This is a genomic window from Microcoleus sp. K4-B3 (assembly GCF_036704615.1).
In the GTDB taxonomy this organism is placed as follows: domain Bacteria; phylum Cyanobacteriota; class Cyanobacteriia; order Cyanobacteriales; family Microcoleaceae; genus Microcoleus.
In genome coordinates, this window is sequence record NZ_JAUBSF010000045.1 from 30,899 (window position 1) to 49,793 (window position 18,895).

Consider the following 18,895-nt stretch of genomic DNA (forward strand, 5'->3'; position numbering starts at 1 on the left):
AATGAACTAATTGCTAACAACCAATCCTTGGCGATCGAGCTCCAAATTTTGCTGATACATTGCTTCTAGTTTCGGCATAGAGGATTCCACAGAACCGCCATAACGGCGAAAAGAAGGCCAAATATAAGCGAGTTTTCTGACTGCTGACTCCAATCGACCCGCTTCTATATCTTCTAATGCACCTTTTTCTCGGATCAACTCTATAGCCATCAAATCTTGATTTTCTGGGCTGAAATCGCGGACGCCAAATTTTTTGGCAAATCTGTCCCAAGTGGTGCTCAGAAACTGATACCGCCCTGCTGCGTCGGAACAGAGTTTTTTGCCATAGCGGCGGCCGCACCTCATTTCCCTGGGATGATCCTGAAAGCTGACAAATTTCGTGCCGGTGTACTGGGTGCGGTAGCCGTCAGGGCTAGCGGTTCCTTCGGCGGCGGCAATCGTGTCGAGAAAGGCTTTGACTCGAAGTTCCGGGCCGATGCTATCGAGTCTGCTATCCTGTCTGGGATCTGGTGAATTCAGGGTTGGAGTTTCGGGTGCTCGATCGCGCTCGATGTTATCCTCTCCTTTGTCTGGTGAATCGAGGGCCGCAACTTCCGGCAGGCGTTTCGGGGCGGGCGAGCTTTCTGCCCAGACTGATTGTCCCCAAAGTCTCGGCGTCATTCGACCCAAAAAAAAGCACAAACAGATGCACAAACCCCATGAAAGTTTAAAACGGAGGCGTTTGGACACTTGCCTGCGCTGTCGCACTGGCCACGCGTGCAGGGGGATGGCTGCGGGCAAGATTCCGGTTTGCTGGCCGAAGGCGAAAAGCGATTTCAGCGCTAGCAAGGTTTGCTTGTAGAAACTGGGTGCAAGTTTGCGAGATCTCATGGCTGCGGCGAAAGTCTCGACATCTGTCAGAGTCACTTCTGCCAGCGGTTTTTCCACAAACAGCCGAAAACGGTTGGCCGCCTGCCAGCTAAAGCGCTTGCTGCGGGGGGATTTTCGCTCCACCCACAAGCGAATTAGCTCGATGTCTGAAATGGGTTGCAGATGGCTTCCCAGATGTTCTGGCGCGTACAAGAGTACCTCCTGATATCACTAATAGTTGAAGGTTCCCAGTGAGAAGGGATGAGGGACAGGGGATCGAGGGAAACAGGCTTCAACCATACTAAGTGATACTACTAAGCGCTCACCGGGTCAAGCTGAAGGGCCGATTGTTCGAGCAGTTGAGTGTAAAGTTGACTGAGTTGGGAGGCGATACAGTCCCAACTGAAATAGGTTTCGACGCGCTGGCGGCCTGTGTGTGCGAGTTGCTGGGGCCATACTGAGTCAAGTAACAAGCGATCGAGCGCATCGGCAAAAGCTGCTTCATTTTTCGGCGGCGCGAGCAAACCTGTTTCTTGCGGCACTACAGTATATTTCAGCCCTCCCACGTCGGAGGCGATTACGGGCGTGCCGCAGGCCATTGCTTCCAGGGCGACTAAACCCAAGGGTTCGTAGTGGCTGGGAACGACGCACACATCGGCGGCGGCGTAGTAGGCGGGGAGAAGTTCTCGGCTCAAGCTGCCCGGAAAACTGGTAATGTCGCTCAGGCCGAGTTCTTCAACTATGCTGCCGATACGATCGCGATCCTTGCCGTCGCTTTCCCCCGCACGCCACCCACCGCCAATTATGAGCTTTAAATCGGCTTTGGGCACGGCCGACAGACTGACGGCGCGGACTAAGGTTTCGATGCCCGATCGGGGGTCGAAACTGCCGAGGTACAACACGACTTTGGTTTCGGGGGCTATTCCCAACTCGCGGCGGGCGGTCGATCGCGCGATCGAGCCGAACCGTTCAATGTCGGTACCGCAGGGAATGATGTCAATATTGCCTTTTGAGGAAACCAGAGACCTCATGTGTTCTTTTTCTTGGGGACTGGTAGCCACCACGCGATCGGCTGTTTCCAAAAGTGTTTTTTCGACTTGCAGCCTGGTTTTGGCAATCATCGGAATTGTCGAAACCGACTTGTATTTAACTGCTGCCAAAGAATGATTAGTGTGAACTTGCAGCAGAGGTTGCGATTTTTTCAACTCCATTCCCACCCAAGAAGACAGCCAGTAATTCGTGTGAACTAACGGATGTTGAAAGCCTGACTCTAACTGAAATTTATGAAATTATCGAACAAAGATTGGCAAATATCCGTAAATTTCGTCGCGGGTAATAAATTATTGTGGCCCTGCGACTAGCCGAATTGTCCGGCAATTCGGACTGTGCTCTACAATTCTTGCTTGTTGGCGATCGGATGAGCGGGTGAACATATCAACTTGCCACCCCTGTTTCGCCAGAGCTTCCCCTACTTGACGCACGTAAACATTTTGCCCGCCCGCTTCTTCTTTGCCAATTTCCACAGCCGGATCGCCGTGTACGGAGATGAGAGCGATGCGTTTTTTAGTAAATGAAATCATGATTGTTTACCAAAAATTACAAATATTTCAGGAGAAGATTGAAAGTGTAATTTTGGCTGCGGCGCCGGGACTCGCATCTTCTAGCTCATTTTTATTAAAGTCAAAAGGCGGGAGCGAGCAATCATCCTTCAGGGATAAGTTGTAGGGAAAAATTGAAAGACGACTTCCTTCTGCTGACAGAGACGTGCAGCAGCTCAAACTCTAGATAATCTAAATATAAATGAACGAGGGTGAAGGGAATAATTTTCCGTATTCTGCCCGGTGTCAAACTCGCACCTCCTAGCAATATCTAACTAGAGCCTGCTTTCAGCTTGCTGCTAGAGATGCCAGGTCAGTCGAAGGTAGAACTTTTACTCCTCTGGATCGATAGGTAGGGCTTTGGAGAAAGCAGAAGTAGGTTATCCCAAAGACAGAATGTTATAGGCGATAGAAAAAAAAGCAAAATTACTGCATTCAAAATTTTTCTTTCCTTCCTTCCGCCTTCTGCCTTCTGCCTTCTGCCTTCTTCTGTCAAAGCAGGAGTGCGAGTTTAACCTCAAATTTCCCGTTTGTCTAATGTTAAGAGTTCTTCCGATGTTTGCGCGCTACTGATTCCCCGTTTTCGCTGTTGAGGATATTCTTTCGCGAACCTTGCATTAGAGATCCGTATCTGTTAGCCCAAACTTGGGTAAACTCGGCACCTAAGAAGAGAATTTGAGCGGAATAATTAATCCAAAGCAGGATAATCACAAACGAGCCAGCAGCACCGTAGGTAGAGGCAATACCGCTACCTCCGAGGTAAACTCCTATTAGGGATTTGCCGATCGTAAATAGCACTGAGGTGATGGCGGCACCGATCCACACATCATTCCAGGCAAGATCGACATCGGGCAAAAGTTTGTAAATTAAGGCAAAAAGCAGCGTAACTACGCCAAAGGAGATAGCAAAGTCCACAATCTGCCAAATGTTGATTGGTAATTGCAGCCAGCCGTTCAACCAATAGCTGACGGCGGCTAAAATGGCACTAATTACTAAAGATACTAGCAGTAGAAAGCCTATGCCTAAAATCATCGCAAAAGACAATACGCGGTCTTGCAAAAATCCCCAGATTCCGCGTCCGGGGGGCGGTGAAACATTCCAAATAGTATTGAGGGCTTCTTTAAGATTAGTAAACACGTTGGAAGCACCCCACAAAAGTGTAGCGATGCCGACTAGAGTAGCAATCATTCCCGACTTTGGTTCGGAGGCTTTGAGGATTAGTTCTTGGACGGTTTGGGCACCATCTTTGCCGATTAAACTTTGGAGTTGGGCGACGATTTGACCTTGGGCTGCGTCTGGACCAAAGACTAAACCGGCGATCGCAATTACGATAATTAGCAGCGGGGCAAGGGAGAAAACTGTGTAATAGGCTAGGGCGGCGGCTAAGGTTGGCGCTTTATCTTCTTGCCATTCAGTAAAAGTTTGTTTGAGCAGCGATATGACTGTTTTTATGTTCACGGCATTTGGTTTCCTTATACTTGTCGTCCACCAAGGGATTTTAATAGGTTAAGAGTTTTTTAGCGTCGGCCACAAGATAGATTTATCGATTAGCAAATTCGGAAAATTACTTTTATGTCAGATTCCCACACAACTGTTAACAGCACCGATGTAAAGTTGTCCAAAAAAGCAATTTCTTGGGCCAAACTGAGCGCATTAGTAGCGGTGGTCAATTTTTTGCTGGTACTTTTCCATTTCAGTTACCTTCAGTTGCGCCCTGTTTATCAGAGCTATTTTCCGGGTTTAGTTAAAATATACGACCCGATTAAAGGCATTGATTCGAGTTTAGCTAATCCCGAATATTTGAAAAGCGCCGACCAGTTTTGGCGAATTGATACGTTTTTTATCGGTTTTTTTGGGGCGGAATTTTTGATTAAAAGTCTGTTCCACACCCGCCGCAAACCGGGGGTAACTTGGTTTGATTTTGTGCTGAGGCGCTGGTACGAGGTGTTTCTGGTGATACCGATTTGGCAGGGGTGGCGGATTCTGCCGGTATTGGTGCGGCTGCACAAGTCGGGTTTGGTGAATCTCGATCGCGTAGTTGCTCAAGTTACCTACGAACCGGTGGCTTATTTAGCCAATACGATGTCGGAATACATGATGGTGCGGTTTATCAATCAAGCTAAAAGTTCGATCGAACAGGGCGATGCGGCGCAGATGTTGCTGGCGCAGCAGCCGTACCTTCACGTCAATCAGGAAAATACGATCGAACAAATTATCAAGCGGATTTTGGATCTGACAATTTACAAAGTTTTGCCGCAGGTGCAACCGGATTTGGAAGATTTGCTGCACCACAATTTGGAAACAACAATCAAACAGTCGGATTTCTATCAAATCCTGCAAACTTTCTCTCCGATTAATATTTTGCCTACTGAGATGACGGAACAGCTAGCGAATTATTTGGCTCAAACGGCTGTGGATGTGGTAGCTACTACTTATGAAGACGATAAAGGTCGCAAAATTCTCGATAATTTCAGCCAAGAATTTAATCAAAGTTTGCGGCGGGAATTGCAAGATGAGAAAACTCTCGGGGAATTGCAGTCGCTGCTGTCGGATTTGTTAGAAGAAGTGAAGTTGAATTACATTCAAGGCGGGTTGAAGTCCGATCCGGTGCAGACTTTTACGGAAATTAATGCGCTCCGGGAAGTAAGGGAGAGTTGATACAGCAATGAGTTCCGGTTTTGTGAATTAGATTCTTTTTTTTAACTCACATCTTGCATCATTGTCAAGAACAGGCAAGATGCCTGTTCCACAAGAGATGAATTTTCTCGCTTCACAGGCCGGAAAGCCTGTTCCTAAACAAGTCATTGAGAATGGTGCAAGATCTCAGTTAAAACGAACCGCGAAGACGCGAAGGGCGCGAAGGAAGACAAGAGAAAGAGTTCACAAGTTCTACGGGTAAGGTGCGCAATGCGCACCTACGAATACGGGTAGTGGGGATATCCGCAATGTCTGGCGCTCAATCTATCTGAATCCCAAGCTAAAATTAAATAATTAACTTAAAACATCTATCGTATTAGATATCTATCTTGAACAACCTTACTTGCCTGGAAATAGAAGTCGCTCAAACAATGCTGAGATTAGCAATGTTGCTGGGATTAACACTTGTAATCGCGTTTTTTGTGGCATCAGAACTAGCATTAGTATCAGCCGATCGCCATCAAATCCGCCAACTCGCTCACTTGGACGATCGCCCAACCGCTAAAACCGCCGAACTCGTCCACCAAGCTCAGAACAACATACCGCATTACCTGTCTGTGACTCAAACTGGCACAACAGCAGGGAGTTTGCTGTTGGGTTGGTTGGGTGAGGGAGCGACTGTACACTGGATCGAACCGTGGATCGACAAATTGCCGATCGGTCATTTGCCGGCCGTGCTGACTGCTCATTCGATCGCAGTTCCCGCAGCTTTTATCTTAGTAACTTACGTAGAAATAGTCTTAGGAGAACTAATCCCCAAAGTATTAGCAACCCACGCCCCAGAACGCACTGCTTTGCTGCTGATGCCAGCCCTCGAACTCTGCTCAAAATTACTGTGGCCGCTGCTAGTAATTCTCAACGGTACCGTGCGGCTGCTGACAGGTTGGATTACCAGTAAAAAGTCTCAACCCCTGCTGTTACCTTCCGAGGCAACTATCCTGCAAAAAGATGCTCATTCGGCACTGATTTCTGGCCTATGGGAAGTGACAGCAGTTAACGAAAAACTCGGGTTAAACCTGCCGACAAACCCAGCTTACCAAACAATCGCCGGATTCGTGATCCACAATTTAGGTAAAATGCCCACTCAAGGCGATCGGCTATTGTGGGGCGAGTTGGAAATAGAAGCAGAAAATGTAGTAGAAGGCAGTTTAGAAACAGTGCTCTTGCGCCAGGTAACTCGTCCTTTGTTTGAGACTAAGCAGCCAGAACTCGTGTTGAATTAAATTGCCGTTTTTAATAATAGTATTATCCCCGTAGGGACACGGCACTGCCGTGTCATTGACGGGACAATCAGATGAATATCCTCGTAGGGAAACGGCACTGCCATCTCCTCCTACGGACACGGCAATGCCGTGTCCCTACAAATATCATCTACAACCAACCGGATTTGATATCGTTTCAATCTTGAGATTTGAGATTAGCAACTAATCCCAAATCTCAAAAAGTGTGCCCTTTTTCACCCAACAGCCACCTTAACCGCACCCCCAACTAACTGATCGTAATCCTCCAACAACCACGGAGGCAAACAAGTATTCGCATCCTGAACCCGCAACTGTCCAGCGCGACAATACAGCATCGCCGCCAACAAATTATTCACAGCTTTAGGCGTTCCAAACCCTTTACCCAACTCAGCAACCAACGTGTTGAAAAACTCGCGATCGCTCTCATTCAGTGGCTTGTTAATAAACCCGCTGCCCAGCATTGCTTTGTAACCCTTACCAAAATCGCTCCGGTACAAAACTTCGACTTGTTCGCCGGAAACGCTCAGCCACAAATCGGCAATTTGCTTGCGAATATGCCGCAAATCTGCTATTACCAATTCAGCCGTCGGGTCGATTTCATAAAGATTGACGGCAGCAGTTAATTGATTGAGAAACTGCGGCAGATAATCTTGTTTTACAACTGTTTGTTCGGTTGTCGCAAATGCGCTTTCAAACACCTTTTCGTAATCTTCAAGCAACCACTGCGGCAAGCGGGTGCGAGCATCGGGAACCCGCATTGTTCCCGGAACAAAATACAGCATCGCACCGAGCAGAGCATTGATAGCTTGAGGCTGCACCAACCCTTTGCTAATTTCGGTCAATTGCTGCAAAAATTTTTGTTCGGCTTCAGTCATTGATTCTGCTTGCAAGCCGCAGCTAAGAATTGCTTGATATCCCCTGCGAACGTCTCCTCGGTAAAAATTTTCGAGTTTTTCAGAAGGAAGAGTCAGCCAAAAATCAGCCATTTGTTTTCTGATTTGGCGGAGTTCCAAAACTACCGATTCGTCTGACGAATCTATGCGGTAAAGATTGACGCATCCTAACAGTTGGTTTGCAAATTGTGGCGATTGAATGTATTGAGCTAGCAAATCAGAAGTTGAGTCAGAGTTGACGGCAGCTTCCGTCTCAAAAACTTGTTCGTAATCCGCAATTAACCAGTCCGGCAAACGGTTGCGAGCATCGGGAATTCGCATGGTTCCCGGTGGGAAATACAGCATCGCACCCAGTAGAGCATTGATAGCTTTGGGATGCACTAATCCTTTGCTAATCTGGGTTAATTCCTGCAAAAATATTTGTTCGCTTTCCATCATCGGTTGACGTTGGAAGTCACTCTTGAGCAGGATTTGATAGCTGTTACCTGAAGCGCTTTTGTAGGCGGTTTCAAGGTTTTCGGCGGGAACGTTCAGCCAAAAATCAGCGATTTGTTTGCGAATTTGACGCAGTTCAGATATTGCTGAGATGTTTGATGAGTTTCTTTGGTAAAGCTTGACGGCATTCGAGAGAATCTCGCCCAAATCTGCCTGCTTGGGAATGCTATCTTGTAAGCTGCGGGATGCTTCCTGGTGGCTGGTTTGCCATTTGCCAAAGAGTTCTTGGAATAATTTGCCGATCGCCCCAGAGTATGCAACACTGTCAAAACAGCGCGGATTGCCTTGCATTTTTTGCTGAATTTGCTGCCGTTTTTGCTGCCGCAATTGCTGGTTAGTGCCGAGGGTAACGGCTAGCTGAATGTAAGATGCTTCGTCATACGCAATTAAATCAGACATTTGCAGTTCCCGCAGCATCGCCGAACCTTGGCGGAACCGCAAAGCATTTCCTTCTACAACCACCACCGGCAATCCTACTTGCAAAGGGTCAATTAACGATGTTGCCCCAGCGTAAGGATAGGAATCGAGATAAACATCTGCTAGCTGCAAAAATTCTTTCACATCCGCGCGACTAGGCAGTTGTTTTACGAACAGCAAGCGGTTGTTATTCACGCCGTATTTAGCGCAGACAGCGTTCATATTGTTGACAAAAGGTGTGGCTGGATAAGTGCGAGTCCAAGCCGGCCCGAAGGGATATAAAATAAAGATGGAATCTGGTACAGCAGCTAGAATCTTTACCCAACTCTCCCTCAATTCCGGCAGAATTTTGTAGAAGTTGGCACCGGAGATAAAAACTGTTGTCTTGTCGGAAATTCCGAGACTTTGGCGCGTAGGTTTGACTGTAGCTACTTCCGACTCTGTTGCGTATTTGAAACAAAAACCGCTGCCTTCGAGAACAGCCAACTGTTCGCGATATTGTTCTTGATAACTAGCATCCGGTGCGGTAAATTGACCGGCGATGTAGTAATCCATGTGCCGGATTCCGGTGGTTGTGGGGGAACAGAAAGAGGTAGTTTGTACCCGCGCTAAACGGTGCATTGCTAGTGAAGTCAGCGGTTTGTTAATAGCTGTTAAATTCGTACCTAAAAACAGGATATCTAAGTCGTCGGCGCGAATTGTTTGGACTTGCGATGCAAAGTCTTTCGGGAGTGCAACCAGTTTGTCGGCCCGACTTTGACAGTATTGTTCTAATTGGTGGCCGCTGGTGTTGAGCGCGTACAGGTAAATCTCGAACTGGTCGCGGTTTAAATGCTCGAAAACCGGGATTGTAGCGAAGGTTTCGGTTTGCGGCGCGAAATGGTCGTTGATGATGCCGAGGCGGATTTTTGTCCGATTTGGCGATCGCGCCGGGAAGATACAATCAATTGAACAGCCGCGATTTTTGAGTGCAAACTCAATAATTTCCGCCCGTTTGGTGTAAATATCGCGCAGGTTTGCCGTGGTAAAGTACAGCGGGATAAAGTTAGCAATTTGCGAGAAAAATAAAGCTATATTTTGCCAAAGCTGGGAATCGGGATTTTTGAAGATATTGCTGTGGACGTAATCCACCCAGCCTTGGATGAATTGATAGTAACTCTCTGCTTCTCCTCTGGTTTGGAATAGGTTGGGACAAGTAAACATGAATTTCAGATATTCGTTGGCGAACCAATTAGGCAGTGTAGCGCGATCGTACTTGAGCGGCAATTGGTGGGCCCGACGGTACAGCATGGCTGCGAGCAGGTAATTGATGGCTTTTGGCTCGTTAAATCCTTTCGCCACATTGGCGGCTAATTCGCTGACAAAACTCTCTTCTGTATCGGTTAGCGCTTCATCTCTAATCTCGCTGGCCAGCAGCGCTTGGTGATGTTTGCCTGGATCGCCTGCAAAGGCACTTGCAACTTGTTCTGCTGGTAAATTAAGCCAGATAGCAGCAATTTGTTTTCGAGCTTGGCGGACATTTGCTAGTGCGGATAAATCGGTCGAATTTTTCTGGTATTGCTCGATAATGCTTGACAATAAGATTGGGGCTTGCGGCGATTTTGCCGGGATTTGCTGTCCGCTGCCGCAGGCTTGCATCAACGCTGAACTAACTGTTGTTGCCATTTTTGACCAAGAAAATTTGCGGGATTGTCCAAGTCCGGCAGCAATTAACGACCTGCGAATATCCGGTTTTTGCACGTCTAGCAGGGCATTTCCCAGTGCATTAACATCATTTTCACCTACATAAAATGCTGCTTCGCCTGCTACTTCTGGAATCGAGCTGTTGGGAGAAGTGACGACGGGACAACCGCAAGTCATTGCTTCCAATATTGGCAGCCCGAAACCTTCATACTTGGAGGGAAATATGAGGGCGATCGCACCCGAGTAAGCCGCTCTTAATTCATCGTCGCCCAAATACAGCAGGTGGACGTTTAAACCAGCAGTGTACTGTTGTAATGTAGGTTCTAGCGAAGGTTGACCGCTAGTACAAACAACATCAAATCCCGACTTGCTGCTGAGTCTCGATAAAGCTTGAAAAAAAGTAATTGTATTTTTATAACCGTTGAAGCCCAATCTTTCTCCCACTATTAAAAAGTAGGGTTTATCAATCCGGTGTGCAGTTTTAAATACTTCTATTTCTGGTATACTAGAAGGATAAAAATGTTTTTGAATGCCGCAGTGAGCGACAGTAATTGATTGGGGAGATATTTCGGGGAAAAACTTTACTAAGTCGCGGGCAGTGTTTTGGGAAATGGCGATGTAGGAAGATGCTTGGCGGATAGCATGATGTTTTTCTCGCCACATGGGATTATTCAGGTCGCCTCCCGTAACTTCGGGTATCATGTCGTAGGCGACAAATGCCGATCGCGTCGAAATCGGTGTTGTATAGTAGGTAGAAACAAATAAATCTGCATTTTCTCGATCGCAGATTTGCTGCAACATTTGTCTGTCAGCATCAGTTTTGTTGTAATCGTAAACCGGAATCGAGCGATATTGAATGCCGGCAACCTTCGGTGTTGTGCCGGCGCGATCGAGCATTACTATATTCTGAGCAAAACCGTCTTTTACCCATTCTTCCATCAAAGACTGCCAAACGCGAGCAATCCCGCTTTTTTGCTGGCTTTGAAAAAATATGCCGTCAATAACTATTTTCATGATTGGTGCATTTCCTGTAAAATTACGATAAAGCTGTTCGATAAGCAGCGATAGTTTCGTCAGTGCACCTTTGCCAGCTAAAAAGTTTAGCTTGTGCCAAGGATTTTAAAGACATACTTTCTCGCAGCGATGATTTGTTGTAGATTTCCAGCATACTATGACAAAGCGCGTCGGTATCTCTTGGATCTACCATAATTCCCGCTTCTCCAACTACTTCTGGAAGCGAAGATGTATTTGAGGTAATCACCGGTACTCCACACTGCATCGCTTCCAGAGGCGGCAAACCAAAACCTTCATAAAACGACGGATAGACAAATGCTAAAGCACTGCTGTAAAGCGCTGCCAAATCAGATTCTGGGACGTATCCTGTAAAAATTATCCGCTCTTTTAGAAAGTTTTGCTTAGAAACTTCTTCCATAATTTTATCGTATTTCCATCCCGGAGTACCCACTAACACCAGATACAAATCTTTAATCTTTTGTTCCTCAATTAGTTTAGCAAAACTGCGAATTGCACCGTCGAGATTTTTCCGAGGTTCCAATGTACCCAAACTCAAAATATAAGGAGCATCTGGAATGCCGTATTTGCTCCGAGTCGAAGCAAGTTTTTCCGCATCGCGGCAGGGGTAAAATACAGTCGGTTCCGCAGCGAGATGCGTTACGAAAACTCTCGACTCGTCCATGTTTAGATAATTGCAAAGGTCGTTTTTTGTTGAATGCGATATGCAAATCACCCAGTCTTTATGAGAAATGCTTGCTAAAGTTTTTTTGTAAAGTAAAGGGATTTGTTCGCTCAGCAGAAACTGGGGATATAAAACCGGGATTAAGTCATAAATAGTGAGAAATACTTGCGGTTTCTTTCCTCTCTTAACAGATGCAGGTATTTCATCGTAGGGAGAGTGAAAAATATCGACTTCATCTAAACTGCGAGAGTCAAGAGTATTAGAGTAAGCCCCAATCATTTTACTCGTGTTTTCTAGATGATTTTTCACTTCCTCTAAAAATAACTTATCCTCCCCTGGATTGCTAGCCTCATTATTTTTTATTTGACACCCAACCTGATTGTAAGTATCGAGTAGCTTTTTGTAAAAAATCCTGGGAAAAGTTGAGTGCAGCAGGGGAACTTTTGCTAACTTAGGATTAGATTCTAGATAATCGAGGCTAGCATCGAGCAACTGAAAATACTGATTTACGCTAAACAGTAAATCGCATTCTTTCGAGCTGGTTAATCCTTCAGCAATACTTTCAACTACTCTAAAAATTCCCGTGCGAGCGCGCAAATGCAAATGTCCTTGTCCCAGGACTGAAATATCGTAGATAACTTTTATTGGCTCTAGGCTTGATGGTAGCATATATGGTTCTGATCGATTAATATTTTAGCTAGATAAAGCAATTTTGTAGGCAGCAATTGTCTCCTGAATACACCTGTCCCAACTAAATTTTTGAGCTTGTTTCAGCGACTTTAATGACATCTCATTTCGCAAAGATGGACTGTTATAAATTTTGAGCATATTGTGGCAAAGTCCGTCAGCATCTTGAGGATGGATCGTAATTCCTGCATCACCAACTACTTCGGGAAGAGATGAGGTATTTGAAGTAATGACTGGAACGCCACACTGCATTGCTTCTAAAGGTGGAAGGCCAAAACCTTCATAGAGCGACGGATAAACAAATGCTAGCGCACCGCTGTACAGTGCCGCTAAATCTTCATCAGCTACATAACCAGTCATAATCACCCGGTCTTTTGATAAACTGCTGTGGGATATTTCTGCAAATATTTGTTCGTAATCCCAGCCGAGAGCACCAACTAATACCAGGTACAAATCTTTAATACCTTGCTGTTGGACTACTTTTGCAAAACAACGGATGGCGTGTTGGATGTTTTTTCGAGGTTCTATCGTACTTACACCCAAGATGTATTGTGCATCAGGTATGGAGTATTTCTTTCGGATTGCGGCAATCTTGTTGGTGTCATAGCAGGGATAGAATATATCTGGATTAGCTGCTAGGTAGGAAACGGAAACTTTTGCTGGGTCAAGATTTTTGACATGATTGAGTAGGTCGTTTTTAGTAGCTTGAGAGATGCAGATTACGGAATCTTCAGGAGTTAAGCTTTGTAATGACATTACCATTCTCTGATAATCGCCGTCGTTTTTGCCGACAAATAAATCCGACAATACAATGGGAATCAAATCGTAAATTGTGGTCACTTTTTTCAGGTTTTTAATTTGCCTTACTTGGTCGGGAATGTGATAAAATGTTGAGTGAAAAATATCTGTTCCGCTCAAAATATTGGAATCGATAGAGTTATGATTAGCGGTGAGATTCATCGCCTGAACCAGAGGATTTTTTAAACTTTCTATCAAAGACAGAGCCTCTGATTCGCTGCCATTATTTATCAAAACTTTACTCTGATTTTCCAGCATTTTGTAAAGTTCAATTAGCTTGGTTCGCAATTGATAAATAAAGCTGGGATGTACAAAGGGTATGTCTTTAAAAATTGGCTGCGATTCCAAGTAATCCAGGGTATTGTGGACGGCTCCTATAGAATGAGTGGCACAAAAAGATAGCTCTAATTCTGTTGAGGTAAGTAGACCTAATGCGATATTCTCGATAACTCTGGCAACACCAGTTCGAGAACGAGTTACGTGATGGCCGTATCCGAGGACAGAAATGTCGTAAAGAATCTTGAGCGGTTTTTCTATTTTTTGGCTGCCAACTGGTGAGAATTTGAAAGTTTCTGATTTTTTATGAAAATCTTTGTGGATAATCAGAAGCAGAGATGTGGCAACATAACCTCCCATTTCTAATTTTAGATGCGGCTCAGTATAAGGTGGCTTTGCTATTTTTAAGTCAGGCTCTTGATTGCCCATGTCATAGTTTACAGGCTCTACCCAATGTCCTTGCTTCTCTAATTCTTCAATTAGTCGATCGATATCTTGACGCCTGTAAAATACTAAATGGGGTAAATCTAGCGTACCTGTATTCGACGTACAATTATATTCTGTTGTGTGAAGCGCAATTCCGCCACTCTTTAAACAAGCTAAAGATTTTTGCACAAATTGCAGCCCTTTTTCGATCGAACCTATGTGTTCAAAAGCACAAGACGACCAAATAAAATCAAATTGTCCTCGCTTCAAATCTTCAGGAATGTAGTTCATATCTACTTCCCGAAATTCAACTAATCTGTCAAATTGTTCTGGCGGACAAATGCCTTTGGCATTGAGAGCTTGTTTCCCTTTACAAAGTTGGTCTGTCTCGCCCCATTGTTTGGCGCTAAGGGAATCAATACTTTGATCGGTTGCTGTAATTTCACAGCCCAAAGCAGCAAACAAAGACGGTAACGGTTCATTTCCCACAGCAAATCCTAAACCTTTTTTGCCCTTACCCAGAAAGTTTCTTTCTTGCAAAGCTTGGACAATTGCCACGAATTCCCACTGTTTGCGGCGAGGAGTAAAAGGCTCCCTCATTTGGGAAATCCAGTGTTGATAGTAATCTGTTTGGAAATCTTTGTATACACAAAGCCTGCTGGTCATCAAAAGTTCTTCGGGCTTTCTCGGAAGGCTTTGTAGAGTATAGTCGGAGATTTTTGAAGGAACTTTGGTGAGTTCTAGAACAGCAATCGCATTGGCAAAACTAAAAGGCGAATCATATTCTACGTTGCTAAGTTCTAGGGGATTCGCTTGTACCCAAACAGAACGGTGCGTAGGTCGGTAGTAGGCTTGGACTAACTTTAAAAAACTTGGATTTATAGCTGTTTGCGGAATATTGTATTTTTTAAATAAGAGGTTCAAGTAATCAATATCGAATTGGATAAACCATCCCCTTTCTAGAAGTTTGCCAAAGGGTACTGTAATCAATGCTTCGCCGCCATCTGCCAGCAAATCGTAGATTTTAGCGATCGCCTTTAAAGGCCCTTCTCGATCGCACTTTTCTAGTTTTTCACCGTAAGTTTCATTTGGTTCAGCTCCTTGTCCTATGTGTTCTACTGTAGAGATGGAAATTATAGCACTATATTTCTCAGATGGTGCAAGATCCATTAAATCTACATTGTCTACTCCATCAGCTATTTCGTATTTGTCTATAATTCTTCTAGCTTGAATTTCGACCAGATCTCGCTCGATAAGTTGTTCATAATGTTTCAGCACGTTGCCCACTTCCAGCAGTCTGGTTTTATCCTTTAATCTGGCAAGAAAATTGCAGGCTATGGGGATTTCTACGGCTCTCTCAGAACTAGGAAAATTATTGTGTTTGAGTCGATTGTACTGTAGGCGCTGACCGTTGAAAATAAAAGTATCTTGCAAGTCTGACATTGACAATTTCCAGTAAAAAAATAAAGGTATATTAATAGAAAAATGCGTTCGGCGATTGAGTTAATTTCACCCAATAAATGCTTTGACCGACTAGACGCTTGTACCGATTGGCTTGTTCCCTATGGGGAAAGGTGCTAAGCTCAATCTCTCGCTACAGAGCAGACACTTGTCATCGATCTTGTTTCAATTTTGTTTTCGGGCGATCGCTCCTATAAAGATTCACTCTTCTAAGATAAGTGGCATCATCCGGCAAAGCAGTGACGCTCAGCTCGCACTCGCACAACATTTTCAGCATCCTTGACAAACTAACTTTTTAGGTGTAACAAACTAAGATTTTAGAGGTCGATCGACAGTTCGATCGCATCGATCGCAGATTAAATCTAGCCTACAAGCGCACTATTGGGAAGCCGCGGTGCGATCGTCCGTGACTGTTCGGGAATTCTCCAAATGCCCTCAGCCTTCAGCCGAAGCCCAGCCCAGCCCTCTGCCCTCTCTCCTATATAACTAAACTCCTTCTTCTTTCACAAGATACTTGCCGGCCCCAAACAAGTTACAATTACGTTAAGATTGATGAACATAAATAAAAAATCCCAAATCACAGGGACTAAAAATTAGGAGGATCGACCTCGGTGAATAAACGCTGGAGAAACGCTGGCCTGTACGCACTGCTGGCTATTGTAGTCATTGCCTTAGCAACGGCATTTTTTGACAAACAGCCCCCAAGTAGGGAAGTTTGGAAGTACAGTCAATTCATTCAGGAAGTCGAAGGCAAGAGAGTAGACAAAATAAATATCAGTTCTGACCGCAGCAAAGCTCTGGTTACAGCTCAGGACGGCAACAAGGTAATCGTTAACCTGCCGAACGACCCCGAACTGATCAACATCCTGACCAAAAACAACGTAGACATTTCCGTTCTGCCCCAAAGCGACGAAGGCTTTTGGGTAAAAGCCCTCAGCAGCCTGTTCTTCCCGATCCTGCTCTTGGTGGGACTGTTTTTCCTGGTGCGGCGCGCCCAAAACGGGCCCGGCAACCAAGCCATGAACTTCGGCAAATCCAAAGCTAGAGTCCAAATGGAGCCACAAACTCAGGTGACTTTCGGCGACGTGGCCGGCATCGAACAAGCCAAGCTAGAGCTCGCAGAAGTCGTGGACTTCCTGAAAAATGCAGACCGTTTCACCGCAGTCGGAGCAAAAATCCCCAAAGGCGTGCTGCTGGTCGGCCCTCCCGGAACTGGCAAAACCCTGCTCGCAAAAGCAGTTGCTGGAGAAGCAGGCGTTCCCTTCTTCTCGATTTCCGGTTCAGAATTTGTGGAAATGTTCGTAGGTGTCGGTGCTTCCCGCGTCCGCGACTTGTTTGAACAAGCTAAAACGAACGCTCCTTGCATCGTATTTATCGATGAAATTGACGCGGTAGGCCGCCAGCGGGGAGCTGGTTTGGGCGGTGGTAACGACGAACGGGAACAAACCCTGAACCAGTTGCTGACAGAAATGGACGGCTTTGAGGGCAATACTGGCATCATTCTGATTGCTGCCACAAACCGCCCCGACGTGCTAGATGCCGCCCTGCTGCGTCCGGGTCGCTTCGATCGCCAAGTTGTAGTCGATCGCCCCGACTTCTCAGGCCGCCTAGAAATTCTCAACGTTCACGCCCGCGGCAAAACTTTGTCGAAAGATGTGGACTTGGAAAAAATTGCCCGCCGCACTCCCGGTTTCACCGGTGCCGATTTGGCGAACTTGCTGAACGAAGCAGCAATTTTGGCAGCCCGCCGCAACTTGACCGAAGTCTCGATGGATGAAGTCAACGACGCGATCGACCGCGTGCTCGCCGGCCCGGAAAAGAAAGACCGCGTGATGAGCGAAAAGCGCAAAACTTTGGTAGCTTACCACGAAGCCGGTCACGCTTTAGTCGGCGCCTTGATGCCCGATTACGACCCGGTGCAGAAAATTAGCATTATCCCCCGCGGCCGCGCTGGCGGTTTGACTTGGTTCACACCGAGCGAAGATCGGATGGATTCTGGCTTGTATTCTCGCTCTTACTTGCAAAATCAAATGGCGGTAGCTTTGGGCGGCCGCATTGCTGAAGAGATTGTCTTCGGTGAAGAAGAAGTGACAACCGGTGCCTCGAACGACTTGCAGCAAGTAGCAAGAGTAGCGCGGCAAATGGTGACTCGCTTCGGAATGAGCGATCGGCTAGGCCCTGTAGCTCTCGGTCGCCAACAAGGCAATATGTTCATGGGTCGCGATATCATGGCCGAACGCGATTTCTCGGAAGAAACCGCAGCGACGATCGACGATGAAGTGCGTTTGTTGGTAGAGCAAGCTTACCGCCGCGCTAAAGATGTACTCGTCGGCAACCGCCACGTCCTTAATGCTTTGGCAGATATGCTAGTTGAAAAGGAAACTGTGGATTCGGACGAATTGCAAAATTTGTTGGCTAATAGCGATGTGAAAATGGCAACTATTGCCTAATTGATTTTGGATTTTGGATTTGGGATTTTGGATTGAATCTAAAGTTTGAAATCGGTAATTGGGGTGATTCTGGGATTGTCTGGAATCGCCCCGATTTTTATTTGGGATTGGGGGCTGGTGATATCATATCAGATCGTGTCCGATTGATTACCATAATAAAAAACGGTTGGTAGTGCGGAGTTTAGTCCGCTCCGACCGGCGGACTAAACACCGCACTACCACCAAATCTTAGTGGGGATTTAATATAGTTTAACTGGAAAATTCACCAGTTTTTCAACGCACAATCTGCCGGTAACGAGCTTCGATCGCGGAGTATATGCCATAAGCAATCAAACCTAAAGCGACAATTCCCAACAGCCAAGAACCAAAAGGTTGTTGTGCCAAGATTGCTAGCGCTTCACCAAATCCTTTAGCTTGACTGGCATCCGATAGTTTGGCAGCTTGAATTAAGAAAATACCGATAATCACGAAAACAATACTGCGGGCAGCAATACCAAATCGACCCAACCGCACCGCCCAAGTTTGCTCTGCCTGACTCATTTGACTGAGTTTTAAATGGCGGCGGAACTTAGCTTTATAAGATTGGTAGAGATAATAAAAACCGACACCAATAACAATTACCCCTGCCAATCCTACCAACCACCGTCCAAAAGGTTGTGCTAAAAATCGGGCCGTCCAATCTTCAGTTGCATTGCCGCTGTTACCACCAGAACCGATAATTAATTTGACAGCCGTCAGCGCCAAACCTGAATAAGCTAACGCACTAAAACCATAGCCAACGCGCTGGGCAATTCGCTTGGCATCCATTTTTTCACCAGCGTGTTCCGGGTCGAGAATCGTTTGAGCAATTTGCAAAAGGACGTACCCAATAATGCCAATTGTCACAAGAAACAGCAGGAATTTTCCGAAGGGTTGGGTGACAATTGTGCTTAAGGCACCGCTGCTATCTGTGGTTCTACCGCCAGTCCCAAAAGCTGCTTGGGCGGCTAGAAAACCGATAATAAAGTAAACAAAGCCTTTGGCGGCATATCCCAGTCTTGCCAGTCGCTCGAACCGAGAGTCAGAGGTGGCGCGTCGGACTGATTGTTTAATGCTATCAGTTGGTGAGTTGCGATCGGTCATATTTTTCTACAATAATTTAGACTGAGTTGGGTAAGCTGTTAAACATCTAAACTGCATTAACTAAGTTGCCTTTATTTTTTATCTTTCGGTTCCATTTCATAATTAG

8 protein-coding genes and 2 pseudogenes are annotated in these 18,895 nt (G+C 45.8%); 3 read left to right on the forward strand and 7 right to left on the reverse strand.

All coding sequences use genetic code 11. From position 1 onward, the window contains the following. Positions 1-6: 6 nt before the first annotated feature. The 3 genes and pseudogenes from QUA78_RS18920 to QUA78_RS18930 all read right to left on the reverse strand — a co-directional run bounded on the left by QUA78_RS18920 (position 7) and on the right by QUA78_RS18930 (position 3,905). Complete coding sequence (locus QUA78_RS18920) at positions 7-1,062, reverse strand: glycoside hydrolase family 104 protein (RefSeq protein WP_333301321.1); 1,056 nt, start codon at positions 1,060-1,062, stop codon at positions 7-9. 101 nt (positions 1,063-1,163) lie between these two features. Further along, positions 1,164-2,429, reverse strand: a pseudogene (locus tag QUA78_RS18925) (glycosyltransferase). 558 nt (positions 2,430-2,987) lie between these two features. Next, positions 2,988-3,905, reverse strand: coding sequence for a YihY/virulence factor BrkB family protein (locus tag QUA78_RS18930; RefSeq protein WP_333301323.1), 918 nt, complete (start codon positions 3,903-3,905; stop codon positions 2,988-2,990). Positions 3,906-4,019: 114 nt separating this feature from the next. On the opposite strand from QUA78_RS18930, the gene QUA78_RS18935 reads away from it, so the two are divergent. Both QUA78_RS18935 and QUA78_RS18940 read left to right on the forward strand, forming a co-directional pair. Continuing rightward, the gene (locus QUA78_RS18935) at positions 4,020-5,105 is read left to right on the forward strand and encodes a hypothetical protein (RefSeq protein WP_333301325.1); all 1,086 of its coding nucleotides are present in this window, start codon (positions 4,020-4,022) and stop codon (positions 5,103-5,105) included. A 368-nt stretch (positions 5,106-5,473) separates the two neighbouring features. After that, entirely contained in the window at positions 5,474-6,367 is an 894-nt protein-coding gene (locus QUA78_RS18940) for a CNNM domain-containing protein (RefSeq protein WP_333301327.1), read from the forward strand. A 233-nt stretch (positions 6,368-6,600) separates the two neighbouring features. Here QUA78_RS18940 and QUA78_RS18945 read toward each other — a convergent pair. The 3 genes and pseudogenes from QUA78_RS18945 to QUA78_RS18955 all read right to left on the reverse strand — a co-directional run. Beyond that, positions 6,601-10,887 (reverse strand): annotated as a pseudogene (locus QUA78_RS18945) (O-linked N-acetylglucosamine transferase family protein); the annotation flags it as partial. Positions 10,888-10,909: 22 nt separating this feature from the next. Further along, positions 10,910-12,238, reverse strand: a complete 1,329-nt coding sequence (locus QUA78_RS18950) for a glycosyltransferase family 1 protein (RefSeq protein WP_333301331.1) — start codon at positions 12,236-12,238, stop codon at positions 10,910-10,912. Between the two features lie 24 nt (positions 12,239-12,262). After that, on the reverse strand, positions 12,263-15,199 hold the full coding sequence (locus QUA78_RS18955) for a glycosyltransferase (protein ID WP_333301333.1): 2,937 nt from the start codon (positions 15,197-15,199) through the stop codon (positions 12,263-12,265). 629 nt (positions 15,200-15,828) lie between these two features. On the opposite strand from QUA78_RS18955, the gene ftsH3 reads away from it, so the two are divergent. Further along, positions 15,829-17,667, forward strand: a complete 1,839-nt coding sequence (ftsH3, locus tag QUA78_RS18960) for an ATP-dependent zinc metalloprotease FtsH3 (RefSeq protein ID WP_172187434.1) — start codon at positions 15,829-15,831, stop codon at positions 17,665-17,667. 273 nt (positions 17,668-17,940) lie between these two features. On the opposite strand, the gene QUA78_RS18965 is transcribed toward ftsH3, so the two are convergent. Continuing rightward, the gene (locus QUA78_RS18965) at positions 17,941-18,789 is read right to left on the reverse strand and encodes a DUF1206 domain-containing protein (protein WP_333301335.1); all 849 of its coding nucleotides are present in this window, start codon (positions 18,787-18,789) and stop codon (positions 17,941-17,943) included. Positions 18,790-18,895: the final 106 nt, after the last annotated feature.